25 protein-coding genes are annotated in these 24,383 nt (G+C 65.4%); 11 read left to right on the top strand and 14 right to left on the bottom strand.

Going from position 1 to position 24,383, the window contains the following annotated elements:
• The coding region (locus DYI42_RS17855) for a hypothetical protein (protein WP_213547696.1) at nucleotides 1-378 on the top strand (378 nt) is incomplete at its 5' end.
• Nucleotides 379-492: 114 nt separating this feature from the next.
• Here the strand turns inward: DYI42_RS17855 and DYI42_RS17850 are convergent.
• Nucleotides 493-1,983, bottom strand: a complete 1,491-nt coding sequence (locus DYI42_RS17850; protein ID WP_213547695.1) for a class I adenylate-forming enzyme family protein — start codon at nucleotides 1,981-1,983, stop codon at nucleotides 493-495.
• A 160-nt stretch (nucleotides 1,984-2,143) separates the two neighbouring features.
• Between DYI42_RS17850 and DYI42_RS17845 the strand changes: the two genes are divergently transcribed.
• Nucleotides 2,144-3,175 (top strand): histone deacetylase family protein, encoded by a 1,032-nt coding sequence (locus DYI42_RS17845; RefSeq protein WP_213547694.1) that lies wholly within the window; start codon nucleotides 2,144-2,146, stop codon nucleotides 3,173-3,175.
• A 37-nt stretch (nucleotides 3,176-3,212) separates the two neighbouring features.
• Here DYI42_RS17845 and scpA read toward each other — a convergent pair whose 3' ends face one another.
• Complete coding sequence (gene scpA, locus DYI42_RS17840) at nucleotides 3,213-5,339, bottom strand: methylmalonyl-CoA mutase (protein WP_213547693.1); 2,127 nt, start codon at nucleotides 5,337-5,339, stop codon at nucleotides 3,213-3,215.
• 107 nt (nucleotides 5,340-5,446) lie between these two features.
• Between scpA and DYI42_RS17835 the strand changes: the two genes are divergently transcribed.
• Nucleotides 5,447-5,941, top strand: coding sequence for a DUF4174 domain-containing protein (locus DYI42_RS17835; RefSeq protein WP_213547687.1), 495 nt, complete (start codon nucleotides 5,447-5,449; stop codon nucleotides 5,939-5,941).
• Between the two features lie 121 nt (nucleotides 5,942-6,062).
• Here the strand turns inward: DYI42_RS17835 and DYI42_RS17830 are convergent, their stop codons facing one another.
• The 9 genes from DYI42_RS17830 to DYI42_RS17795 form a co-directional block, all read right to left on the bottom strand.
• Entirely contained in the window at nucleotides 6,063-6,677 is a 615-nt protein-coding gene (locus DYI42_RS17830) for a hypothetical protein (RefSeq protein WP_213547685.1), read from the bottom strand.
• On the bottom strand, nucleotides 6,677-7,069 hold the full coding sequence (locus tag DYI42_RS17825) for a hypothetical protein (protein ID WP_213547683.1): 393 nt from the start codon (nucleotides 7,067-7,069) through the stop codon (nucleotides 6,677-6,679). The genes DYI42_RS17830 and DYI42_RS17825 overlap by 1 nt, the downstream gene beginning before the upstream one ends.
• Entirely contained in the window at nucleotides 7,066-9,066 is a 2,001-nt protein-coding gene (locus DYI42_RS17820) for an acetyl-CoA carboxylase biotin carboxylase subunit (protein WP_213547681.1), read from the bottom strand. Before DYI42_RS17820 ends, DYI42_RS17825 begins: the two co-directional genes overlap by 4 nt.
• Nucleotides 9,067-9,198: 132 nt before the next feature.
• A complete protein-coding gene (locus tag DYI42_RS17815) occupies nucleotides 9,199-9,384 on the bottom strand; it encodes a YMGG-like glycine zipper-containing protein (RefSeq protein WP_213547680.1) in 186 nt (61 codons plus the stop codon).
• A 132-nt stretch (nucleotides 9,385-9,516) separates the two neighbouring features.
• The gene (locus DYI42_RS17810) at nucleotides 9,517-9,717 is read right to left on the bottom strand and encodes a YMGG-like glycine zipper-containing protein (protein WP_213547679.1); all 201 of its coding nucleotides are present in this window, start codon (nucleotides 9,715-9,717) and stop codon (nucleotides 9,517-9,519) included.
• A gap of 334 nt (nucleotides 9,718-10,051) precedes the next feature.
• A complete protein-coding gene (locus DYI42_RS17805) occupies nucleotides 10,052-10,411 on the bottom strand; it encodes a hypothetical protein (RefSeq protein WP_213547678.1) in 360 nt (119 codons plus the stop codon).
• Nucleotides 10,412-10,477: 66 nt separating this feature from the next.
• Nucleotides 10,478-10,603 (bottom strand): hypothetical protein, encoded by a 126-nt coding sequence (locus tag DYI42_RS24505; protein ID WP_256377575.1) that lies wholly within the window; start codon nucleotides 10,601-10,603, stop codon nucleotides 10,478-10,480.
• Between the two features lie 220 nt (nucleotides 10,604-10,823).
• Nucleotides 10,824-11,204, bottom strand: coding sequence for a DUF6497 family protein (locus DYI42_RS17800; protein ID WP_213547677.1), 381 nt, complete (start codon nucleotides 11,202-11,204; stop codon nucleotides 10,824-10,826).
• Nucleotides 11,205-11,413: 209 nt separating this feature from the next.
• Nucleotides 11,414-12,946, bottom strand: a complete 1,533-nt coding sequence (locus tag DYI42_RS17795) for an acyl-CoA carboxylase subunit beta (RefSeq protein WP_213547676.1) — start codon at nucleotides 12,944-12,946, stop codon at nucleotides 11,414-11,416.
• Nucleotides 12,947-13,135: 189 nt separating this feature from the next.
• Between DYI42_RS17795 and DYI42_RS17790 the strand changes: the two genes are divergently transcribed.
• On the top strand, nucleotides 13,136-14,368 hold the full coding sequence (locus tag DYI42_RS17790) for a multidrug effflux MFS transporter (RefSeq protein WP_213547674.1): 1,233 nt from the start codon (nucleotides 13,136-13,138) through the stop codon (nucleotides 14,366-14,368).
• 48 nt (nucleotides 14,369-14,416) lie between these two features.
• On the top strand, nucleotides 14,417-15,805 hold the full coding sequence (locus DYI42_RS17785) for a helix-turn-helix domain-containing protein (RefSeq protein WP_213547672.1): 1,389 nt from the start codon (nucleotides 14,417-14,419) through the stop codon (nucleotides 15,803-15,805).
• Nucleotides 15,806-15,853: 48 nt separating this feature from the next.
• Here the strand turns inward: DYI42_RS17785 and DYI42_RS17780 are convergent, their stop codons facing one another.
• The gene (locus DYI42_RS17780) at nucleotides 15,854-16,099 is read right to left on the bottom strand and encodes a YdcH family protein (protein WP_213547670.1); all 246 of its coding nucleotides are present in this window, start codon (nucleotides 16,097-16,099) and stop codon (nucleotides 15,854-15,856) included.
• 132 nt (nucleotides 16,100-16,231) lie between these two features.
• Here DYI42_RS17780 and DYI42_RS17775 point away from each other — a divergent pair, with 132 nt between their 5' ends.
• Nucleotides 16,232-17,467: an aspartate kinase gene (locus tag DYI42_RS17775; RefSeq protein WP_213547669.1), complete on the top strand. Its 1,236-nt coding sequence runs from the start codon at nucleotides 16,232-16,234 to the stop codon at nucleotides 17,465-17,467.
• Nucleotides 17,468-17,471: 4 nt separating this feature from the next.
• Nucleotides 17,472-18,260 carry a hypothetical protein gene (locus DYI42_RS17770; RefSeq protein WP_213547668.1) on the top strand — a complete coding sequence of 263 codons (789 nt, stop codon included), beginning with the start codon at nucleotides 17,472-17,474 and terminating at the stop codon, nucleotides 18,258-18,260.
• Nucleotides 18,261-18,316: 56 nt separating this feature from the next.
• Here DYI42_RS17770 and DYI42_RS17765 read toward each other — a convergent pair whose 3' ends face one another.
• Complete coding sequence (locus tag DYI42_RS17765; RefSeq protein WP_213547667.1) at nucleotides 18,317-18,967, bottom strand: outer membrane beta-barrel protein; 651 nt, start codon at nucleotides 18,965-18,967, stop codon at nucleotides 18,317-18,319.
• 309 nt (nucleotides 18,968-19,276) lie between these two features.
• Here DYI42_RS17765 and ptsP point away from each other — a divergent pair, with 309 nt between their 5' ends.
• From ptsP to DYI42_RS17750, 3 genes are all read left to right on the top strand, one after another.
• Nucleotides 19,277-21,529, top strand: a complete 2,253-nt coding sequence (gene ptsP, locus DYI42_RS17760) for a phosphoenolpyruvate--protein phosphotransferase (RefSeq protein ID WP_213547666.1) — start codon at nucleotides 19,277-19,279, stop codon at nucleotides 21,527-21,529.
• A 162-nt stretch (nucleotides 21,530-21,691) separates the two neighbouring features.
• The gene (locus tag DYI42_RS17755) at nucleotides 21,692-21,955 is read left to right on the top strand and encodes a hypothetical protein (RefSeq protein ID WP_213547665.1); all 264 of its coding nucleotides are present in this window, start codon (nucleotides 21,692-21,694) and stop codon (nucleotides 21,953-21,955) included.
• 183 nt (nucleotides 21,956-22,138) lie between these two features.
• Nucleotides 22,139-22,717, top strand: a complete 579-nt coding sequence (locus DYI42_RS17750; RefSeq protein ID WP_213547664.1) for a hypothetical protein — start codon at nucleotides 22,139-22,141, stop codon at nucleotides 22,715-22,717.
• 30 nt (nucleotides 22,718-22,747) lie between these two features.
• Here the strand turns inward: DYI42_RS17750 and DYI42_RS17745 are convergent, their stop codons facing one another.
• A complete protein-coding gene (locus DYI42_RS17745) occupies nucleotides 22,748-23,233 on the bottom strand; it encodes a GNAT family N-acetyltransferase (protein ID WP_342344693.1) in 486 nt (161 codons plus the stop codon).
• A gap of 86 nt (nucleotides 23,234-23,319) precedes the next feature.
• Here DYI42_RS17745 and DYI42_RS17740 point away from each other — a divergent pair, with 86 nt between their 5' ends.
• Entirely contained in the window at nucleotides 23,320-23,904 is a 585-nt protein-coding gene (locus DYI42_RS17740) for a flavin reductase family protein (RefSeq protein WP_213547662.1), read from the top strand.
• Nucleotides 23,905-24,383: the final 479 nt, after the last annotated feature.

Genomic DNA, 24,383 nt, shown 5'->3' with positions numbered 1-24,383 from the left:
GCCCTGTTCCGGCCCCCGAGGCGCCCTGACATGATCCGCACGCACACCCTCATGGTCTCCCCGCTGATCCTGCCTCTGCTGGTCCTGGTGCTGATGCTTCTCCTGCCCGCCGCGCCCCTCACGGCGCAGGCGGTGAACGCCACGAAAGCCGAGGTGAACGCCTTTGTCGGGGCCGACCGGAACAAGGACGGGATGCTCACCCGCAAGGAGTTTCGCAGTTTCGTGCGCGCCATGGCCAAGGCTGGGCAATCCACCGCCAAAACCATCGTCACCTTCGGTGCCTACGGCTACGCCTTCCGCAGGGTGGACGCCAACCGCGACGGCCTGGCCTCCCCCGCAGAGCTGCGCGGCGCGGATGAGGCCTACAAGCGGGAATAGGCGGGCGCGGCCTGCCCGTGTCGGTGCGCGGCCTTCTTTCTTGATACGGCTCGAATGGTGAGCCCAGCCCGGTCTCAAACGGAAGGCGCCGGGCGGGCGGCGGTCCGGCACCGGTCAGCGCGCCGCCAAGCGCGCCCGCAGCTCCGTCTTCAGCACTTTCCCGTAGTTGTTCTTCGGCAGCTCATTGACGAAGACATAGCGCTTGGGAGTCTTGAACCGGGCAATCCGCGCCGCGCAGGCCGCATCGAGCTCGGCCTCGTGCACAGCGCCGTCGCAAACGACGAACGCCACAACCACCTCGCCCCACTCCGGATCGGGCGCGCCCACAACAGACACCTCCGCTACGCGCGGGTGTTCCAGCAGCGCCTCTTCCACCTCGCGCGGGTAGATGTTGGACCCACCTGACACCACGAGGTCTTTCGCCCTGTCGTGCAGCGTGAGGTAGCCCTCCGGCGAGAGCCGGCCCATGTCGCCGGTCCAGAGCCAGCCGCCCCTCAGAGCCTTCGCGTTGGCTTCTGGGTTGCCGAGGTAGCCCTGCATCACCGCTGCCCCGCGCACCACGATCTCGCCCACCTCGCCGGGCAGAAGCGGCGTGCCCGCCTCGTCGACCACCGCCACCTCCGCCACCGAATGCGCCCGCCCGACGGAGCCGAGCCGCGCGTCCCAGTCCGGATGCGCTGTGTCGGCGATGTCGCCGCGCGAGAGGGCGGTGATCGTCATCGGCGCCTCGCCCTGCCCGTAGATCTGCACGAAGACCGGCCCGAAAAGCGCCAGCGCCTCCTTGATATCGGCCACATACATAGGCCCCCCGCCGTAAACGATTGTCTTCACCCCCGCGCCGCGAGAGCCCCCCGCCTTTGCCACCGCCGTCATCCGCTTCACCATGGTCGGTGCGGCGAACATCGAGATGTTCCGGTGATGTGCCGCCAGCGCGAAGATCTCCGCCGGATCGAACCCGCCGCTCTCCGGCACCACGTGGCGGGCGCCCTTCAGCACATGCACGAGGGCGTAGAGACCTGCCCCGTGCGAGAGCGGCGCGGCATAAAGCGCGGCATCCTCGGGTCGCACCTCGTCCACGTCGGCAAGGTAGCTGAGCGACATCGCCATCAGGTTGCCCGCCGTCAGCACAGCGCCCTTGGGCCGCCCGGTGGTGCCCGAAGTGTAGAAGATCCAGGCCGGATCACGCGCCGCCATCGCCACGGGCGCGTCCTGTGGCGCGCCCTGCAGGTCCGCGACCGAGGCGATCACCGGCACGCTCACGCCCGCGTTGGGCAGTGCCTCCGGATCCTGCGCCACCACCAGCCGCGCGCCCGCATTCTCCACGATCCAGGCCACCTCGCGCGGGTGCAGCTTGGCGTTCACCGGCACCGCCACGCCGCCCATCGCCCAGATCCCGAAGAGCAGCGGCAGATAGTCGACCCGGTTGGGCAGAAACACCGCCACCCTGTCTCCCACCACGAGTCCGCGCGCCTGTAATCCGCCCGCGATCTCCCGCGCCTGCCGGTCAAACCCCGCGTAGTCGCAAACCAGCGCCTCGCCGCAGTAGATTGCCGGGTCGGCAGGCCGTGCGTGCGCCGTCCTGTGAAGCCATTCCGCCGGGTTCATGCCAAACTCCTCCCCGTCCGAACTCTGCCCCTAAACCCCTGCGCCGTAAAGCTTTCGGCGTTCTTGCTCACCTCCATGAGCAGCCTCGTTCCGCACATTCCGATGGCCCCTGCCCTTGGCTCTGCTAGGCTTGCGGCCACCACACAAAAGGAGCCCGCCGATGCGCACCTTCTTCTCCGAAGATCACCGCCTGCACTTTCCGCAGGCCGAGCTGACCGGCGGCCAGTTCGTCACCCCCTACGAGCGGCCGTCCCGCGTGGAATACGTGCTGAACCGGCTCAAGGAGCAGGGCCTGGCCGACATCGTCGCACCGGATGCGCCCGACATGGCCCCGGTGGAAAAGCTGCTCGATCCGGGCTTCCTGCGCTTTCTCGAAACCGCGTTCGACGAGTGGAAGGCCGCCGGTATGGCGGGCGAGGTCATCGCCGCCGGAATGCCCGCACGAGGCATGCATACCGACCGCTGCCCGGAATATATCGACGGCAAGGTGGGCTATTACAGCCACGCCTCGGAAACCTCCATCACCCGGGGCACCTGGCGCGCCGCCCTCTCCTCCGTCGCCTCGGCCCAGGCCGCCCAGCGCCACGTGGCCGCAGGCGCGCAGGCCGCCTTCGCGCTCTGCCGCCCGCCCGGCCATCATGCCACGGCAGACCAGTACGGCGGCTATTGCTTCATCAACAACGCCGCCGTGGTGGCGCAGATGTTCCGCGATGGCGGCGCGGGCAAGGTCGCCGTGCTCGACATCGACTTTCACCACGGCAACGGCACGCAGAACATCTTCTACGACCGGGCAGACGTGCTCTTCGCCTCACTCCACGGCGATCCGCGCCACGCCTACCCCTTCTACCTCGGCTATGCCGACGAGCGCGGCGCAGGCGCGGGTGAAGGGGCGAATTTCAATTACCCGATGCTTCCCGGCACCCCCTATGCCCCTTGGGCCGAGGCGCTGTACGACGCGATTTCGCAGATCAAGGCCGCCGGGGTGGAGGCGCTGGTGGTGTCGCTTGGGGTGGATGCCTACAAGGAAGACCCGATCAGTTTCTTCAAGCTGGAGAGCGACGACTTCACCGATGCGGGCCGCCGCATCGCCGGGCTGGGCCTGCCCACGGTGTTTTGCATGGAGGGCGGCTATGCCATCGAGGCGGTCGGGATCAACACGGTGAACGTGCTCGAAGGTTTCTTAGGCGCGTGAGGCCGGGGGCAGCAACGCCGCGCCCCGGCCCTTTCAGTCAGCTCCGCGCTTCCCGGATGAGCTTCAGCACATCCTGCGCCGCCGAGGGGATGTTGGTGCCCGGCCCGAAGATCGCCTTCACGCCGGATTTATACAGGAAATCATAGTCCTGCTGCGGAATGACCCCGCCGCAGATCACGATGATATCCTCGGCCCCGGCCTCCTTCAGCGCCTCCACCAGCTTGGGCGCCAGGGTCTTGTGCCCCGCGGCCTGGCTGGAGATGCCAACCACGTGCACGTCATTGTCCACCGCGTCCTGTGCGGCTTCCTCGGGCGTCTGGAAGAGCGGCCCCACGTCCACGTCAAAGCCGATGTCGGCAAAGGCGGTGGCAATCACTTTTGCGCCCCGGTCGTGCCCGTCCTGCCCCATCTTCACCACCAGCATCCGCGGGCGGCGGCCCTCTTCCTCGGCGAATTCCTCCACCGATTTCTGAATCGCGGCAAAGCCCTCGTCGCCGTCATAGGCGGCGCCATAGACTCCGGCCAGGGTCTTCACCTCGGCCCTGTGACGGCCAAACACCTTCTCCATTGCCATGCTGATCTCTCCAACGCTTGCCCGGGCACGCGCGGCCTCCACCGCCGCCTCCAGAAGATTGCCTCCCTCCTTCGCCCGCCGCTCCAGTTCGCCCAGCGCGGCATCACAGGCCGCCTGGTCGCGCGTCGCACGGATTTTCTCCAGCGCGGCCACCTGCCCGTTGCGCACCTTCACATTGTCGACGTCGAGAATGTCGATCGGGTCTTCCTTGTCCTTGCGGTACTTGTTGACCCCGACGATCACCTCCTCGCCCCGGTCGATCATCGCCTGCCGCCGCGCCGCAGACTCCTCAATCCGCAGTTTCGGCATGCCCGAGGCCACGGCCTTGGTCATGCCGCCCATCTCCTCGACCTCTTCGATCAGCTCCCAGGCCTTCTGGATGAGGTCATCCGTCAGGCTCTCCACGTAGTAAGACCCCGCCAGCGGGTCGACCACGCGGGTCACCTGCGTTTCTTCCTGCAAAATCAGCTGCGTGTTCCGCGCGATCCGGGCGGAAAACTCGGTGGGCAGGGCAATCGCCTCGTCCAGCGCATTCGTATGGAGCGACTGCGTGCCCCCCAACACCGCGCTCATCGCCTCATAGGCCGTGCGGATCACGTTGTTATAGGGGTCCTGCTCCTGCAAGCTCACGCCCGAGGTCTGGCAATGGGTCCGCAGCATCTTGCTGCGCTCACTCTTCGCCCCGAACTCGGTCATGATCCGGTGCCAGAGCGTCCGCGCGGCGCGCAGCTTGGCGATCTCCATGAAAAAGTTCATCCCGATGGCGAAGAAGAAGCTCAACCGCCCGGCAAACTTGTCCACGTCCATGCCCGCCTCGATGGCCGCGCGCACGTATTCGCGCCCGTCCGCCAGCGTGTAGGCCAGCTCCTGCACCAGGTTCGCGCCCGCCTCCTGCATGTGGTAGCCGGAAATCGAGATGGAGTTGAACCTGGGCATCTCGTTCGAGGTGTATTCGATGATGTCCGAGATGATCCGCATGCTCGGCTCGGGCGGATACACGTAGGTATTCCGCACCATGAACTCCTTCAGAATGTCGTTCTGAATGGTGCCCGAAAGCAGCGCACGGTCATGCCCCTGCTCCTCGCCGGTCACGATGAAATTGGCGAGGATCGGGATCACCGCGCCGTTCATCGTCATGGAAACAGACACTTCATCAAGCGGAATCCCGTCGAAGAGGATCTTCATGTCCTCCACCGAGTCGATGGCCACGCCCGCCTTACCGACATCGCCCACCACGCGCGGGTGGTCAGAGTCATAGCCCCGGTGCGTGGCCAGGTCGAAGGCCACCGAAACGCCCTGCTGCCCGGCGGCCAGTGCCTTGCGATAAAAGGCGTTCGACTCCTCGGCGGTGGAGAACCCGGCATACTGCCGGATGGTCCACGGGCGCCCGGCATACATCGTCGCCTTCGGCCCGCGCGTGAAGGGCGCCTCCCCGGGGATCGAGCCAATATGGCCCAGCTCCGCCGTGTCTTCCTCGGTATAAAGCGGCTTCACGGTGATGCCTTCCAGCGTCTCCCAGTTCAGCCCCTCCAGCGGTTTGCCCCGCAGTTCCTTCTCGGCAATCGCCTTCCAGTCGTCGGTCTTGCTCATCGGAGCCTCCTTTTCAGGTCCGGGTCATCTCGTTCAGATCACAGGGCCGCGTGGCCCCTTCGCATTCGGCGCGAACGCGCCTATATCCTTGGCAACAGGAGAATTTCATGCGGCTTGCCCCCATCGCCCTTGCCATCACCCTCGCCGCGCCTCTCTGGGCGCAGGAAACCGGCCCCGCCGTCATTTCCGATGGCGCTGCGGAAGAGGCCGCCGAGGCGCTGGCCGCCGAAGCAGCAGGCGAGGCGACCGAGTTGCAGATCGTCGCCGCCTCCGAGGTGAACCTGGCCGACATGCTCTGGCTGCGCCGCCCCGTCGTCGTCTTCGCCGATACCCCGGCAGACCCGCGCTTTTCCGAACAGCTCGAACTGCTCGCCGCCCGACCGGGCCCGCTGATCGACCGCGACGTGGTGGTGATTACCGACACGGAGCCCGACGCGATGAGCCCGGCACGCAGGCAACTCCGCCCGCGCGGCTTCCAGCTTGTCCTCATCGGCAAGGACGGCGAAGTGAAGCTGCGCAAACCGATCCCCTGGGACGTGCGCGAGATTACCCGCAGCATCGACAAATGGCCGCTCCGTCGCGACGAGCTGCGGCAGAAATGAGCAGGCAGACCGCGCGGCGAACGCTTGAGAAACGCGCCATAAGGCCCTATATGTAAGGCAGAAGCCTGAACCCCTTCAGGCACCAGAGGAGCGGATATGAGCAAACGCAGCGACATTCCCTTCACTCCGATCCCGGTAACTGGTCGGACGGGCCCTCAGCCGGGGTATTGAACTCCAGCTTCACCGCTTCGGCGGCCTCCCGGCCGCCTTTCCCGAAGGCGTCGATCACCGCGTTGGCATAGCGGCCAAAGCTCAGCGCCTGCTTCTTCATCTCGATATAATCCGAATACATCGCAATCCGCCGGGGCTGTGACATCGCCTTGAAGGCCTCGCCGCGCATGTCGTCCACCAGCGCCGCGAGCGATTTGAGCTGGCTGTAATAGGCCACGATCGGGTCGATCGTCTGGCGCGGCAGCACGTAGATGTCGGGCAGGAGCGTGTCGAACACCGTGTCGTTGTGCTCGCGCGGGATGAAGGGCACGAAGTCCTCATCCTCCCGCATCCGCTCCAGCATCCCCTCGGCATAGCTCTCGATCCGCGCGTCGTCCCAGAGGTTGGCGAGGTTGTTGCCGATCTCGGCGTACAGTGCGCGGTGCATGTCGCGCAGCTTCTCCTGCCGCAGCGCCTCCGCCGCCCGGCGGTTCAGCAGACCATTGACGAACCAGCCCGCGCCCAGAAACAGGCCGGCGATCACCGCCTGCCAGATCCGCGCATCAAGGTTCGCCAGCCAGTCCATCAGCCCTCGCCCGTGACCCGCCCGTGGGTGGCCCAGCCGCCCAGCGCGAAGAGTATGAAGAGCATCAGGATCAGCGCCTCGGCGGGGGCGAAAATGCCGGCCAGCATCAGCCCCGCGCCCATCACCATCACCCCCAGCACCGCGCCCACGCCCCGGATCCACCAGTCGCGCCCCGCGACGAAGCCCATGATCCGGGTCACGATCATCGTCCAGGCCACAAGACCCGCGAGCGCCGAAACCACGGCCATGGCCACAAGCATCGCCAACCCCGCCCCCGTCTTGCCGTCAGGCGTTACGAGGCGGCCCAGAAGATTGACCACCGCCCAGGCCATGAACAGACCCGAGGCGAAGCCCACCGCATGGGCGAGGATTGCGCGCAGCCCCGGGCTCATTCGAACTCCATGATCACATCGTCCACCGCCAGGCTGTCACCCGGCCCGGCGTTGATCTTGGCCACCTTGCCCGCCTTCTCGGCACGCAGGATGTTTTCCATCTTCATCGCCTCCACGGTGCAAAGCGCCTGCCCCTCCTGCACCTCGTCGCCCTCGCCCACATCGACCTTCACGATCAGGCCCGGCATCGGGCAGAGCAGCATCTTGGAGGTGTCGGGCGGCAGCCGCTCGGGCATCAGCGCGGCCAGTTCGGCCTGCCGCGGTGTCCAGACCTTCACCGGCACATCCGCACCGCGGAAGCGGATGCGGAATCCGCTGGTGAGCTTGCCCACCTTCAGCACCATCAACTCGCCGTCGATCTGCACGCGGGCAAGGCTGTCACCCGGAGTCCAGTCGGAGGCCACGCGATGCACCGTGCCGTCGGAGAAGGCCACGGTGGAGCCACCCTTGTCGGCCGCGATCTCGGTCACAAGCGTCTCGCCGCCCACGCTCACAACCCAGTCGGAGCCGACCATGCGCTCGTGGTTGTCCATCCGCCCCGAAACGCGGCTGCGGCGGATCTCGGTCACGCGATACATCGCCGCCGCCGCCGCCGCGACGCGGCGCTTGTCGGTGGCGCTCAGCTCCACGCCTTCAAAGCCGTCGGGATACTCCTCGGCAATGAAGGCCGTGGTCATGTCACCGGAGACAAACTTGGGGTGGTCCATGACCGCCGCGAGGAAGGGGATGTTGTGCCCGATCCCCTCCAGCTCGAAGCTGTCGAGCGCCACCCGCATCTCCTCGATGGCCTCTTCACGCGTCGGTGCCCAGGTGCAGAGCTTCGCGATCATCGGGTCGTAATACATGCTGATCTCGCCGCCCTCGAAAACGCCGGTGTCGTTGCGCACCGCCCGCGTGGGCTCGGCCACTTCCGCCGGCGGACGGTAGGCCACCAGCCGCCCGATGGAGGGCAGGAAGTTGCGGTAGGGGTCTTCAGCGTAGATCCGGCTTTCCATCGCCCAACCGTTCAGCTTCACATCCTCCTGGCGCATGCTCAGCGGCTCGCCATTGGCCACGCGGATCATCTGCTCCACCAGGTCGACGCCGGTGATCAGCTCGGTCACCGGATGCTCCACCTGGAGCCGCGTGTTCATTTCAAGGAAGTAGAAGTTCTTCTCGCCATCGACGATGAACTCCACCGTCCCGGCAGAGGTGTAGCCCACCGCCTGCGCCAGCGCGACGGCCTGCTCGCCCATCGCCTTCCGCGTTGCCTCGTCGAGGAACGGCGAGGGCGCCTCCTCGATCACCTTCTGGTTCCGCCGCTGGATCGAGCACTCGCGTTCGCCCAGGTAAACCCCATTGCCATGCCCGTCGCACAGCACCTGAATTTCGATGTGGCGCGGCTGGGTGACAAACTTCTCGATGAAGATCCGGTCGTCGCCAAAACTGCTTGCCGCCTCGTTCTTTGAACTCTGGAAGCCCTCGCGCGCCTCGGTGTCGTTCCACGCAATCCGCATGCCCTTGCCGCCGCCGCCAGCAGAGGCCTTGATCATCACCGGGTAGCCGATCTCGGTGCTGATCTTCACCGCCTCCTCGGCATCCTCGATCAGCCCCATGTAACCGGGCACCGTGCTCACCCCCGCCTCCTGGGCGATCTTCTTCGAGGTGATCTTGTCACCCATCGCCTCGATGGCGCCCACGGGCGGGCCGATGAAGGCCACGCCCTCGGCGGCCAGCGCCTCGGCGAACTTCGGGTTCTCGGACAGAAAGCCATAGCCCGGGTGCACCGCCTGTGCGCCGGTCTGGCGGATGGCGTCCATCACCTTGTCGATCACGATGTAGCTCTGGTTGGCCGGGGGCGGGCCGATATGCACCGCCTCGTCGGCCATTTCCACGTGAAGGGCGTTCTTGTCGGCGTCCGAATAGACGGCCACCGTCTTGATCCCCATCTTGCGCGCCGACTTGATCACGCGGCAGGCAATCTCCCCCCGGTTGGCGATCAGGATCTTCTCGAACATGGCTGTTGTCCCTCTTCCTCTTGGGCCCGGCCGGGCTCCGAAACGCAAAAAGCGCCCCCCGGGCAGCTGGCCCGAAGAACGCTTTGGTGATGTCGGTGCTGCCCGGCCGGTGCGCGGCGGGGAGCGGATGTGTCAGATGTCGTCGGAAAGGGCGCCCACGCCGGCGCCAACGGCCGCGCCAACAACCGGGTCGTTGTCCGTGGCTTCGGCGGCAACTGCCCCCACCCCGGCGCCAACGGCGGCACGCTCGAAGTCGTTGTCGCAGCCAGCGACGAGCAGAATTGCGGGAAGGGTCGCGCCCAGAATGATCTTGCGCATGTCTCTTTGCCTCTCAAACTCTTGGCTCTGTCGCGCGGGGCGGTGCAGAGCGATTTCAGGTCTGAGGAAGAAACAGGAAGCCCGCCGGGCCGGTTCCATGGCCCGGCGGAAACTCGCTTTGTGTGCCTTGGCTTAGAACGCGTCGGCGATGTCGTCCGAGAGGGCGCCCACGCCGGCACCGACGGCGGCACCGATGAGCGGGTCGTTGTCGGTTGCGCTTGCGGCAACCGCACCGACGCCCGCGCCGACGGCAGCGCGCTGCACGTCGTTTTCAAGGCACCCGGAAAGGGCGAACACGAAAGGAAGGGCGGCTGCCCAGATGAGTTTTTGCATGATGTACTGCCTCGAGTTTTCTTGTTTGTAGGCAGAGTATTACAGCAGAAACCGGAATCCGTGAAGCCAAATTCGTTAACCCGGCGACCGAACACCGTCGCCATGGCAGGCTTTCGCCCGTCCGAAAAAGGATGTGGTCTGACCCGAAAAGGGCCAGACCACATTGAAGGGGAAGGGTAACGGTTTTGACTTATTAGGGCCGGCGCAAGCTTGCTGGAGAACGCCGAACCTTGGTTGAACATCGCAGCCGGGCGGGCGCCGGACAAGCGCAGCATGACCTTGCGGCAGTTATGAGCCGTTTCCCGCCAATTCCTCAGTGTAACCGTCGGCAGGTTCACGCCCAGCCCTCCTCTTCGAAGGCTTCGGGGAAGGATCGGCGCGCCGCATTTTCATCAATGACGAGAAGGGCTTCGTAGCTTTCAGGGTCAAACGGGTCTTCCGCCGGAAGCACCTCGCGGCCAAAGAGCCAGCCCAGCCGCCCGGCATCGAGGTTGCCCCGCTCGAACGGCTCCGCGCCGAACTGCGCCCAGAGGGCGGCCATGAAGCCCGAATCGGCCCGCCTGTCGGCAGGGCGCCGATCGGCATAGCGTTCCCGCGCCTTCAAAGGCGTTGCGCCGCCCTTGGAGGGTCGTCGGATGGTAAACTGGAAATCGGTTCCGGGGAGGCGGCCTGGAAAGCCGCGATGCTTGATCATGCGCCACGCTCCCGGATGAGCGGGCGGAGGGTCGGGGCAGGCCCGAAGGCCTGCCCCGGTGTAGAATCAGTACTTCGAGTAGGTCGGCTCTTCGACCACGACTTCTTCCACAACAACTTCGTCCTGCTGGGCGCAGGCAGCCACGAAGGCAACGAGGCTGATGGCGAGAAGGGTTTTGATGCTCTTCGACATCTCTGTCTCCTAATAATCTGTGAGGTGCGCAGAAAGCGTTGACACTCCCCAGGTCCCTCATTCGAGTTCACAGCCAAATAGGTCTGGCCAAGCGTGAGGTTAATGCAATTATCAGAGGAAAAACAGGCCCATCCGCGCACATGAATCCGCTGTGGCGGGATTGCATCAAACCCCCGGGGCAAAACGCTCAAGCGTCTTGTTTTATTGGCATTTACCACCATCACCGCCACTCGCACCCGGCCTCTGTCACATCGTAGGAGGCGATAAACTGCGTTGCCTCCGGGTCGGGCTGCCCCCGTTCCACCACCCGGTCCATCAGGGTGATGACGATCTGGTCGACAGGTGATTCATGGGCCAGAGCGGTGGAAAGACCCTCGCCGTTGCACAGCGCGTCCATTTCCTCGGCCACGTCCTCATAGCCCAGCGAACCGCCGTCACGGGCGATCTGCGGGGCGAGGTAACGCATGACCAGCCAACGCTCTTCTGCGCCTTCGGTGCGGCCCACATGCACTTCCACAACCGCATCGTGAAACGCCGCCCAGTCTTCCGGAAGTTCGGCTGCGCAGGCTGGTGATGCGAAAAAGAGAAGCCCCAGAATCAACGCTCCGCGCCGGGGCCTCCCCTCCCCTGCGCGGAACGACCGGACGCGGACGTCCGGCTCAAGGCCGTGCGCCTTGTTCAGGCGAGCAAGACGGCCAGATCTCGCTGATTCACCCTCCGAGTGGCGGCGGGCGTGGCGCTGTTTGTGCCATGAAAACTTCATTCTGGCTATCCCCCACGCCGGTCGGGACCGACCAAGCGATTTTCCGCTCAGAGCGGAATGTTGTCGTGTTTCTTCCAAGGGTTGGTCAGCTTCTTGTTGCGAAGCGAGGCAAAGGCGCGCGCCACCCGCTTGCGGGTAGAGCGCGGCTGGATCACCTCGTCGATGAAGCCCTTTTCCGCCGCCACGAAGGGGTTGGCGAAACGGTCCTCGTAATCCTTCGTCCGGGCCGCGATCTTCTCGGCATCGCCCAGCTCGCTCCGATACAGGATTTCCGTTGCCCCCTTGGCCCCCATCACCGCAATCTCGGCGGTCGGCCAGGCATAGTTGAAGTCCCCGCGCAGGTGCTTGGAGGCCATCACGTCATAGGCCCCGCCGTAGGCCTTGCGGGTGATCACCGTCACCTTCGGCACGGTTGCCTCGCCATAGGCGAAGAGCAGCTTGGCGCCGTGCTTGATGACGCCGCCAAACTCCTGGCTCGTGCCCGGCAAGAAACCCGGCACATCCACCAGCGTCAGGATCGGAATTTCGAAGGCATCGCAGAATCGCACGAAGCGCGCAGCCTTGCGCGACGAATCGATATCGAGGCACCCGGCCAGAACCATCGGCTGATTCGCCACCACGCCGACCGTCTGGCCTTCCAGCCTGATGAAGCCCGTGATGATGTTCTTGGCGTAGTTTTCCTGGATCTCGTAGAAATCCCCCTCGTCGCCGATCTTCACGATCAGCTCCTTCATGTCGTAGGGGGTGTTGGCGTTTTCAGGCACCAGCGTGTCGAGGCTCTTTTCCACCCGCGCCACATCGTCGAAGAAGGGACGCACGGGCGGCTTTTCGCGGTTGTTCAGCGGCAGGAAATCCACCAGCCGGCGCACCTCCGTCATCGCTTCCACGTCGTTCTCGAAGGCCCCATCGGCCACGGATGACTTTTTCGTATGGGTCAAGGCGCCGCCCAGCTCTTCCGCCGTAACATGCTCATTCGTAACGGTTTTCACCACGTCAGGGCCGGTGACGAACATGTAGCTGCTTTCCTTCACCATGAAGATGAAGTCGGTCATCGCCGGCGAATACACCGCGCCGCCCGCGCAGGGGCCCATGATCACGCTGATCTGCGGCACCACGCCGCTCGCCATGATGTTGCGCTGGAACACCTCGGCATAGCCCGCAAGGCTCGCCACGCCTTCCTGAATCCGCGCGCCGCCCGAGTCGTTGAGGCCAATGACCGGCGCGCCGTTCTGCACCGCCATGTCCATGATCTTGCAGATCTTCTGGGCGTGGGTCTCGCTGAGCGAGCCGCCGAAGACAGTGAAATCCTGGCTGAACACATAGACCATGCGGCCATTGATCGTGCCCCAGCCCGTCACCACGCCGTCGCCCGCGGGGCGCTGCTCCTGCATCCCGAAATCGGTGCAGCGATGCGCCACGAACATGTCGAACTCCTCGAAGGAGCCCTCATCGAGCAGCAGGTCGATCCGCTCCCGCGCCGTCAGCTTGCCTTTCGCGTGCTGCGCCTCGATCCGCCGCTGGCCACCCCCGGCGCGCGCTTCGGCGCGGCGCTCTTCGAGTTGCTCCAGAATGTCCTTCATGGCCATCTCCCCGCTGAATTTGCCTTGCTATAGGGTTTCACGGACGCGGGACAAAGGGAAATTCGGAAAATTTGCAAAGTATTGGCAACTCACAGAATGCTAACTGCAAATTAGAATATTTCATGACCTGCGCATATTTTTAGCGCCCAAATAGTAGACAAAGCAGATCGCCCCGCCTAACTCCGCGCAATGAGTTACGGAAGCAAGGTCCGCTTCGCAGACCGATCCACGCCCCCACATGTCTTTACCCTGGTGCTCGTCGCCTCGATGACGGCGCTCACCATGAACGTCTTCCTGCCCTCGCTGCCAGCCATGGCGGCGCATTTCAACACCGAATACCGGGTGATCGGGCTGGCTGTTTCGCTCTTCCTCGCCGTCAACGCGGTGCTGCAAATCATCGTCGGCCCGCTCTCCGACTGGTTCGGGCGGCGAGTGGTGCTGATCGGCTCCATCACCATCTTCCTCTTCGCCACGCTGGGCTGCATCTACGCGCCCACGGTCGAGAGCTTCCTGTTCTTCCGCATGTGCCAGGCGGTCGTGGCCGCCGGCATGGTGCTGTCCCGCGCCATCGTGCGTGACGTGGTGCCGATGAACCAGGCCGCCTCGATGATCGGCTATGTGACGATGGGCATGAGCATCGTGCCCATGATCGCGCCCGCCATCGGCGGCAAGCTCGACGAATGGTTCGGCTGGCAGGCCTCGTTCTGGCTGATGTTCGGCTTCGGGCTGATCTTGCTGGCGCTGGTCCTGACCGACCTCGGCGAAACTCTGCACAGCCGCAAGGCCCGCTTTACAGAGCAGTTCCGCGGGTACCCCACGCTGCTCACCTCCTACCGTTTCTGGGGCTATGCCCTGGCCTCCGCCTTCGCCTCCGGCGCCTTCTTCGCCTACCTCGGCGGCGCGCCGTTTCTGGCCACCGAGTATTTCGGGCTGGACCCCGCGCAAATGGGCTTCTACTTCGGCTTCCCCGCCGTGGGCTACCTGCTGGGCAACTTCTTCTCGGGGCGGTTCTCCACGCGCTTCGGCATCAACCGCATGGTGCTCTGGGGAACCATCCTCACCGTGGTAGGCTTGGCGCTGCACCTTGCGGCCTTCCTGGCCGGGCTGCGCGACCCCTTCCTGTTCTTCGCGATGTTCACCTTCGTCGGTCTGGGCAACGGGCTGGTCATGCCCAACGGCGCGGCGGGGCTCGTTTCGGTGCGCCCCGACCTGGCCGGATCGGCCTCAGGCCTGGGCGGCGCGATCCAGATCGCGGGCGGGGCCTCGCTCTCCGCCCTCGCGGCGGCCTTGCTGGGCGAAGGCTCCACCCCCCTGCCCCTTCTGGTGCTCATGGTCTCCACCGCCACGGCCAGCCTCGGCGCAATCCTCGTGGTGCTGATGCGCGAGCGCCAGCTGGCCGACACGACCGACGCCCTGACCTGATTTGCAAACACTGGCGCGGGGCCTGCGAATCTGCAAAAACCGGGCATCATGCCCACGCAAAAGCTCTACGCCGGCGCCAAGCTGCGGGAAATCCGCACGCGGCTGAACCTGACTCAGAAGGCCTTCGCAGGCAAGCTGGGGGTGTCGCTGCCCTATCTCAACCAGATGGAAAACAACAACCGCCCGGTCTCGGCGCGGGTGGTGCTGGCGCTGGCGCAGGAGTTCGGGCAGGACGTGACAGAGCTGAGCTCGGGCGATACCGAGCGGCTGGTCACCGATATGCGCGAGGCCTTCGCCGACCCTGTGTTCACCGACACGCCGCCACTGGCCGACCTGCGGCTCACCGCCTCCAACGCCCCTGCCCTCGCCCGTGCCTTCCTCGAGCTGCACCGCGCCCACCGGCAGGGGCAGGAACGGCTTGCCCTGCTGGATGAGGCCATGGGCACCGGCGGCCCTGCGCCGATATCGCCCTGGGAAGAGGTGCGCGACTTCTTTCACTATTGCGACAATTACCTCGATGCCATCGACCGCGCCGCCGAGCGTTATGCAGGCGACGGAACTGATCCGGACAGGGCGCTGAAGCAGCTTGAAAACGCCGGCGTAACCCTCTCGCTCACCGATGAAACCGCGTTGCGCCACTTCGATGCCGAGGCACGCCGCCTCACCCTGCCCGCCCGCGCCTCGGCGGCCACCCGGCGTTTCCAGATCTTTCACCAGCTTGCACTTATCACTCAAGATGCCCTGCTGGAGGCCACGCTGGACCTTGCCCGGTTCAAGACTGACGAGGCCCGCGCCATCGCCAAGATCGGGCTGGCCAATTACTTTGCCGGGGCCGCCCTGCTGCCTTATGGCGCCTTTCTCGAGGCCGCCCGCGACACAAGGCACGACCTTGAGCGCCTCGCCGACCGCTTCGGCGCCTCCATCGAGCAGGTCGCCCACCGGCTCTCCACCCTCCAGCGCCCCGGCGCCAAGGGCATCCCCTTCTTCTTCGTGCGGGTGGATCAAGCCGGCACCATCACCAAGCGGCACTCGGCCACCCGGCTGCAATTCGCCCGCTTCGGCGGCGCTTGCCCGCTCTGGAATGTGCACCGCGCCTTCGAAACGCCCGGCCGCTTCCTGCGCCAGCTGGCAGAAACGCCGGACGGGGTGCGCTACATCAGCCTCGCCTGTGATGTGTCAAAGCCCGGCGGCAGCTTCAACGCGCCGGTGCGCCGCTATGCCATCGCGCTCGGCTGCGAGGTCGCGCATGCGCCCGAGCTCGTCTATGCCGACGGGCTCGACACCAGCCAACCGGCGGCCTTCGAACCCATCGGGATATCCTGCCGGATCTGCGAGCGCCAGGGCTGCCACCAGCGTTCGGTGCCCCCGCTGGAGCGCCGCCTGAGCGTCAACCACAACGCCCGAGGGCTGCTGCCCTACGAGATCGACACCAACTGAGGGCGCACCACGATTTTTCGTACGAAAAATCGTTGCCACCGGCCCGCATCACGCCGGTTGGTTCAGCGCCGCCGCCACCTGGTCCTTCAGGTGCATCCGCTCCTTGCGCATTTCCACCATGTGCAGGTCGTCCGTCGGCTCCACGTTAGTCTCGGCCCGGTGGATCGCCCGGTTCAGCTCGTGATAGCGCTCCACCATCCGGGCAAAATGCGCATCCTTCTGCTTCAGGGCCGAAATCTCGGCCTCGCGGCCCGGGAACTCTTCTGCCAGCTCGTGGGGGGTGTTCTGTGACATGTGTCTCTCCTGTTTTTCCACCCCCACACTCTCCCGTCCCGCCCCCCGTCGCCTTGACATGGATCAGACAGCACCCTTGCGCTTTTCCCCTCCGTCACCTATCCCGCGCCGAAACCTGCACGAGACCGCGCCATGCCCCTTCTGGTGATGAAATTCGGCGGCACCTCCGTCGCCAACACCGACCGTATCCGCCGCGCCGCCAAGCGCGTGGGCCGCGAGGTGGCCAATGGCTATGACGTGATCGTCATCGTCTCGGCCATGTCGGGCGAAACCAACAAGCTCGTCGGCTATGTCGAGGAAACCTCTCAGCTCTACGACGCCCGCGAGTATGACGCGGTGGTCAGCTCGGGCGAGCAGGTGACGGCGGGCCTCATGGCGCTGACCTTGCAGGAAATGGACGTGCCCGCGCGCAGCTGGCAGGGCTGGCAGGTGCCGCTGAAAACCACCAACGCCCACGCCGCCGCCCGCATCGTCGAGATCCCGACCGAGAACATCATGGCCAAGTTCGGCGAGGGCATGAAGGTGGCCGTGGTCGCCGGGTTCCAGGGCATCGCCCCCGATGGCCGCGTCACCACGCTGGGCCGGGGCGGCTCCGATACCACCGCGGTGGCGTTCGCGGCCGCCTTCGAGGCCGAGCGCTGTGACATCTACACCGATGTCGATGGCGTCTACACCACCGACCCGCGCATCACCTCCAAGGCCCGCAAGCTGGAAAAGGTCGCCTTCGAGGAAATGCTCGAACTGGCCTCTTTGGGTGCCAAGGTGCTGCAAACCCGTTCGGTCGAGCTGGCGATGCGCTACAATGTGCGCCTGCGGGTGCTGTCGAGTTTCGAAGAACAATCCGATGAAGCGGGCACGTTGATCTGTGCCGAGGAGGATATCGTGGAAAGCAAAGCCGTGAACGGTGTGGCCGCAAGCCGCGAAGAAGCCAAGATGACGGTGATTTCCGTAGCCGACCGGCCCGGCATCGCCGCAGCCATCTTCGGCCCGCTCTCCGAGGCTGGAGTGAACGTCGACATGATCGTTCAGAACATCTCGGAAGAGGGCCGGACGGACATGACCTTTTCCTGCCCGATCAATCAGGTCGCCCGCGCCGAGAAGGCGCTGAACGACGTGAAGGAGAAGGGCGATCTGAACTTCCGCGAGATTGTCGCCGATACCGACGTCGCCAAGATCTCGGTCGTGGGCATCGGCATGCGCTCCCAGTCGGGCGTGGCGGCCAAGATGTTCCAGACCCTTCGCGACGAGAACATCAACATCAAGGTCATCGCCACCTCCGAGATCAAGATCTCCGTGCTGGTCGACCGCAAATACACCGAGCTCGCTGTGCAGGCCCTGCACGATGCCTTCGAGCTCGAGAAAGCCTGAGCCAGTGTGGCGCCGTCTTGCCTCTGCCGTCAGCCGCCGCCTTGGCGGTGAGGGGTCGGAGCGCCCTGCGCCCGAAGCGGATGCGCCCGACGCCGAGCCGGATGCAGGCCCGGAGGAAGGCAATCCCCAGTTCCAGCCGCTCCTCTCGCTCATGGCAGAGGCCTGCGCCGCCTATCCCGAAGAGCTGCGCAAGGAAGGCTTCGGCGATCTCGCGGACCGGTTCTCTGAGGCCTTCTTGAATGCAGGCTGGCAGCCCGCCGAGCCAGCCGCGCTGGACACCCGCGCCCAAGCGCGCGCCCTGCTCGGGGCCGACGGCCTCGCCATGGGCACAGAGCTACCCGCCGGCACAACCTGGCCCGACCATGCCGAATCCCGCAGCGCTGCCGAGGCCCGGGTGCTCGCCGCCGCCGCCGACAAGACCAAGCTCAGCGGCTTCACGCTCCCCGGCGCGGCACAGGCCACGATCATGCACCGCGACACCGACAGCTGGAACGCCCTGCTCGCCGTCGAGATCATCCTGGAAGACGCCCCGGTGCCCGACGTGGCCGCCCTCGCCCGCGACCCGCGCTTCACCAGCTTCACCCATCTCGACTGCGCGTCGGGCGAAGACTCCGCGCCCATGGGCCTCTACACCCACGCCCTCGCGCCGCGCCCCACCTCCAACTGGCCCCACAGCGGCCTCATCGTGGGCCTGTTGCACCCCGAGATACCGGACCACCTCACCGAGACTTTCGCCGCCTGCCCGGCCGGCCTCGTCATGCTCCAACTCACCGAGCCGCGCGACCCGGCCTGATGCAAGAGGGCCGGCGCCTAACGGCCCGGCCCTCCTTCTTCTGCAACTCGCACGGCTCAGAACGCCATTTGCGCCCCAATCCGAAGCTGTTGAAAAACGATAGCCGCCGAGGTCACACTGTCGGGTGCGGTGAACTCGGGCTTGCCCAGATCGGTGTAAAGGTAATCAACCCGCAGGTCGAAACGCTCTGTCAAGGGGCGGGTGAAGCCCGCACCCACCACCCAGCCAGTCCGGGTTTCGTCAAATTCGCAGGGGCCACCGCAGGCCCCCTCATCGGCGCTGCCCGAGACCTTGCCCACAGCAAGGCCAGCGGTCAGGAAGGGCGTCCATCCTGCCTGTTCGAAGGCCACGGTGCCCCTCACGGTCATCAGCGCGTCCACGCTGCCCTCACAGGCGTCACCAGGTATGATGCAGGGCGTGGTAGACACCAGTTCGACATCCGATGCCCACGCGCCTGCCGCAATGTCGATTTCGCCGCCGAAGGTCAGGGAACCACGGCTGGCGAAGCTCCGCCCCATACCAAGAAACGCGCCCACGCCCTGGTGGGAAAACTCGGTTTCGGAACTGGCAATCTCATAGGTGTAGCCGTAGTCCGCCGAACCGTAGCTCAAGCCGCCGTAGACGTAGGTTTCAGCCTGCGTGGCCCCTGCGCCAATGCAGGCAAAAGCTGCGCCGGCGAGGCCGCGCGCAAATGTGCTGAGTGTCATATCATTCCCCTTCTCCGCCCGCGCGAGCACCAATCTGCCCTCGCACGGGCTTCTGATTGCATTGCAAAACGTCAAAACTCTTACCCCGCAGCCATTGTATCAACCGGGCGGGCGCCCGACAGGGAGACAACCCTTCCGCAGCGTCATTCATTCGCCGATGTGTGATATTCAGCGCAGAGCGCGCCCTGCGGCGCAGGCAGCGTGTTTCACCGCACCGCCGCGTCAAAAGCCGTTTCGCAACTTCCGCGCGATGGTCTATACCCGGTGCTCGGAACGGCCCGCACACGGGGCCGCAAACCATGGGGCAGAATGCCAGACGCACATCAACCCGGCAGCAGACGGCTTCTCAAGCGCCTGCGCGAAACCCTTGCCGAGGCCGGCGAGGGGCAGGAACGGCTCGACAAGATCACCGCGCTGATCGCCTGCGAGATGTCCACCGACGTCTGCTCCATCTACCTCTTCCGCGATGCCGAGACGCTGGAACTCTGCGCCACCGAGGGCCTGAAGCCCGAGGCCGTCCACCAGACCCGGATGCGCCTGGGCGAGGGCCTCGTGGGCCGGGTCGCGCTGCGCACCACCCCGATCAACACCGCCGATGCGCCTGCCGAGCGTGGCTTTCGATACATGCCGGAGACGGGCGAAGAGCGGTATTCCGCCTTCCTTGGCGTGCCGATCCAGCGGCTCGGCGAGCGGCTGGGCGTGCTGGTGGTGCAGAGCCGCGACGCCCGCGCCTATTCGGATGATGACGTCTATGGCCTCGAAGTGGTGGCCATGGTGCTGGCCGAAATGGCCGAGCTGGGAATCTTCCAAAGCTCTGCCGACGGCATGTCGGCCCGCCACAAGCACCCGGTCATGTTCCGCGGCGGCACCGGGCAGGAAGGCGCGGCGGAGGGCCGGGTCTACCTGCACGAGCCGCGCGTCGTGGTTCTCAATCCCATCGCCGACGATGCGGAGGCCGAGGTGGTGCGCCTGCGCGAGGCCGTGGACAAGCTGCGCTACTCGGTCGACGAAATGCTCTCCGCCGCACCGCTCGGCGAGGGCGACCAGCGGCAGGTGCTCGAGGCCTACCGGATGTTTGCCAATTCCAAGGGCTGGCTGAACCGGATGGAAGAAGACATCGGCCGCGGCCTCTCCGCCGAGGCGGCGGTGGAGAAGGAGCAGTCGGCAGCGCGCGCCCGGATGGAGCAGGTGCCCGATGCCTACCTGCGCGAGCGGCTGCACGACCTTGATGATCTCTCCAACCGCCTTCTGCGCCTGCTCACCGGGCAGGGCCAGGACGATGGCTCGGAGATGCCCGCCAACCCCGTTCTGGTGGCGCGCAACATCGGGCCGGGGGAGCTTCTGGCCTATGGCCGCAAGCTGCGCGGCATCGTGCTCGAAGAAGGCTCGGTGGGCTCCCACGCCGCCATCGTCGCCCGCGCGCTGGCGATCCCGCTGGTGATCCACGCCAGCCGCATCACCACCGAGGCGCTCAACGGCGACCCCATCCTCGTGGACGGCGACCAGGGCATGGTCCACCTGCGCCCCGAAGAAACCGTGCAAAACGCCTTCCGCGACAAGATCGCGATGCGCGCCAAGGCGGTGGAGCGCTACGCCTCGATCCGCGATCTGCCCGCCACCGACAAATCGGGGGCCACCGTATCGCTGCACATGAACGCCGGGCTGATGGCCGACCTGCCCTCGCTGGCGGGCTCCGGCGCCGAGGGCGTGGGGCTGTTCCGCACCGAGCTGCAATTTCTCGTGCGCAACTCGGTTCCCCGCCGTGGCGAGCTGGCCGCACTCTACGCCCGCGTGCTCGACGCGGCGCAGGGCAAGCGCGTCGCCTTTCGCACGCTCGACATCGGCTCCGACAAGGTGCTGCCCTACATGAAGCCACAGGATGAGCCAAACCCGGCCATGGGCTGGCGCGCAATCCGCGTGGGGCTCGACAAGGCGGGCGTGATGCGGATGCAGTTGCAGGCCCTGATCCGCGCCTCCTGCGGGCGCCCGCTTTCGGTGATGTTCCCCTTCGTGGCGCAGCTTTCAGAATTCACCGAGGCGCGCGACCACCTGATGCGCGAGCTGGAGCGCGAGGACAAGCTGGGCCACACCATGCCCGAGAGCGTCGAAGTGGGCGCCATGCTGGAGACGCCCTCGCTCGCCTATGCGCCGCAAAAATTCTTCGAGCTGGCCGATTTCATCTCCATTGGCGGCAACGACCTCAAGCAGTTCTTCTTCGCCGCAGACCGCGAGAACGAGCGCGTGCGCCACCGCTACGATTGCCTGAACGTATCGTTCCTGAGCTTCCTCGAATGGATCGCCATGCGCTGCGATGCCACCGGCACCCCGGTCAGCTTCTGCGGCGAAGATGCCGGCCGCCCGCTCGAAGCCGCCTGCTTCTGCGCCATCGGGCTGCGCTCCCTCTCCATGCGCCCGGCCTCTATCGGCGCGGTGAAATCGCTGCTGCGCCGGATCGACCTTTCCGATCTGCGCCGTGAAATCGAGGCCGCCCGCACAGAGGGCGTGCAATCCGTCCGCGCCCGCGCCGAAGCCTGGCTGCTCGACAACACCGATCCGGAATGACCGCCCGTATGGGCGGGTTTTGACCCAAGGGGGCGTGCCAGGTCGGCAACGTCCTGCCTGTAGCTTCACATCCCCTTCACGCCTCCGTCGCATGTCTGGGCATCGGGCCGCACGCCTGCTAGCGCAGGCCCCGTCCGCCCCCAGCGCCGAGGTCTCCGTCTCATGAAAAAACGCACGCTTTTCGCCCTCGCCGTCACCGGCCTTGGCCTCGCCGCGGCGGCGGGGCTGTTCAGGATCAATACCGACCCTGCGGTGTTCATCGATCTCGACGGCGATGGGCTCGTCACCCCGCGCGAAGCCCTGTCGAGCCTCGACCTCGGCCAACGCCCCGCCGAAATCGACGGCAGACGCTGCACCGAGATCTTCGAGCTGAAAGACGGCGAAACGATCAGAACCCACTGCGATCTGGCTAGCCCGGCCAGTTAGGCCCGCTTTTCCACCTCGCACTGCACGCCCGCCCGAGGGGCTGGCGCAACGCAGCCCCGGCATCATCGCCTGCTGTCAGCGCCCTCTTAGTTGCACCCGAAGTGGCGGTTTTATGGTAAGAGAAGAGTCTGGGATCTTTCTTCCGTCTCCACAGAAAACAATTTAAACGAAAGTACTTACTCCATGTCTCTACCTCAACCCCTCCTGCACACCCATATCTGTCGCGGCCTGAACGGCAACCTCGCGATCGCCAAGGAGGCGATCAAATACGTCAAGGGCAACATGCCGCTCGGCGCCTCGAACAACGGCACCGAAGCGGTGAAAAGCTGGTTCTCAGGTATTGCCTTGAGCGAAACCGGGGAATGTGTCCTCAGCCTCAAGGAAGATCGTGACGAATGGAAGAGCAAGAAGCACCGCTCGACCTTCGACATCATCCGCTGGACAGCCGACCGCGCCCTGCGCTCGGGCTGCGGGAATTGCGATGAACACGCCATGGCCGTCTACTGGCACCTCACCCAACACCGGCATGATGTCTGCCCGGTCGATCTCATGTCGATCCCGAACGAGCATGTTTTCGTCGTCATCGGCCGCGAGAAGGATGAGAACGTCAACGAGCCCGGCAAATGGGGTGTCGATGCCGTGATCTGCGATGCCTGGGACGACCAGGCCGGGCCGGCCAATCACATGTTCGATACGTGGAAATTTTTCAACAGGTTCGAAGCGGGTCGAAAGCCGATCCGCCGCTGGCATCGAACGCAGTAGGGCAAAGCCCGGGTCCTTGCGCCTGGCGATTCAGGATTGCGCCCAGCGCTCAACCTCGCCGTGAACGCCCGCCCAATCGCCCGTACCCAGCACCCGCTCGGGGTTGGTCGGCGGCGGCATCACCACGTGTTCCAGCTTTTCGAAGCCGAAACGGGCATAATAGGGCGTATCGCCCACCAGCATCACCCGGACCCATCCCGCCGCACGGGCGCGCTCCAGGCTCTCGGTCATCAGCCAGGCGCCCAGCCCCTCGCCCTGCCGGGTGGCATGCACCGCAATCGGCCCCAGCAGGAGCGCCTCGGCACCGCCCACGCGGATAGGCCAGTAACGAATGGCCCCCGCCACAATGCCCAAGGAGTCCCGCGCCACGAGGCAAAGCCCGGCCACCGGCGCAACGCCATCGCGCAGCCGGTAAGACGACAGCGCCTCGCGTCCGGGCGCAAAGGAACTGTCATAAAGCGCCTCCACCTCGCAGCGGTCCTCCGCCCGCTCCTCGCTCAGCCCGTATCCGATCACGCCCGCCGCCTCTTCCGCACGCCCTTCCGCACTGGCCGCCCCCTAGCATGTGCACTACCTTCCCGCAAACGCCCGAAGGAGAGCGCATGTTCTACATACCCAAGGATGGCCACGGCCTGCCCCACAACCCCTTCAACGCCATCGTCTCGCCCCGGCCCATCGGCTGGATCAGCTCACGCGGGGCCGAGGGGCATGACAACCTCGCCCCCTATTCCTTCTTCAACGCGGTCGCCTACGTGCCGCCGCAGGTCATGTTCTGCTCCACCGGCACCAAGGATTCGCTGATGAACATCCGCGAAACGGGGGTGTTCTGCGTCAACATCGTCGAGACGGCGGCACAGGACGTGATGAATTCCACCTCCAAGTCCCACCTGCCCACGGTCGACGAGTTCGAGGCCGCTGGCATCGAAAAGGCCGAGTGTGAAAGCGTGGTCTGCCCCCGCGTGGCCAACGCCCCGGCCAACCTCGAATGCCGGGTGGTGAAGCTCATCCAGCTGGAGGGGAAAGACAATCACATGGTCATCGGCGAGGTGACGGGCGTGCACATCCGTGACAACTGCCTGAAGGACGGCCGCTTCGACGTGACCACTTTCCAGCCACTCTCCCGCCTCGGGTATCGCGACTACGCAGTGGTGGAGAACGTCTTCGAACTGAAGCGCCCGGACGACTGACCGGGCGAGATCTTGTCCGGAGCACCAAAAGAGATTTCAGGCCTCCGGCGGGAGATATTTGGAGCAAGAAAATAAACAGGGCGGTGGCACGCTGAATGGGCCTTGCACCGCTCCCTGCCCGGGGTGGGGCCAACTTGACCAAAGCGGCACCACCGCTGCCAGAGGGCACCCGGCCTCACCACGGCGCATTCATCGCCACTCCGACAAACGCCTTCAGGCCGTACCACGCGCCGAGCACGAACGGCTAAAATTTGAATCAGATGCGCGCTTTTGCGCCGCGCTGCTGGCGACCCCGCCGTCGGGACGGTTCAGAACCAGCGACGGCGGGGCATTTCCTTGCACGGTCATCGGCTCTCCAGCCTGTACCGTGGGCCAATCATGGCGCGTTAGGGTTAATCTTACGTTACCTCTGTTCATTTTCTTGCTGTAAATATCTCCGGGGGGTGTGGGGTGTCGCTTATACACCTCTGACGCTGCCG

Source organism: Vannielia litorea (assembly GCF_018424695.1).
In the GTDB taxonomy this organism is placed as follows: Bacteria; Pseudomonadota; Alphaproteobacteria; order Rhodobacterales; family Rhodobacteraceae; genus Vannielia; species Vannielia litorea_A.
This window is presented reverse-complemented; position numbering and strand designations above follow the sequence as displayed.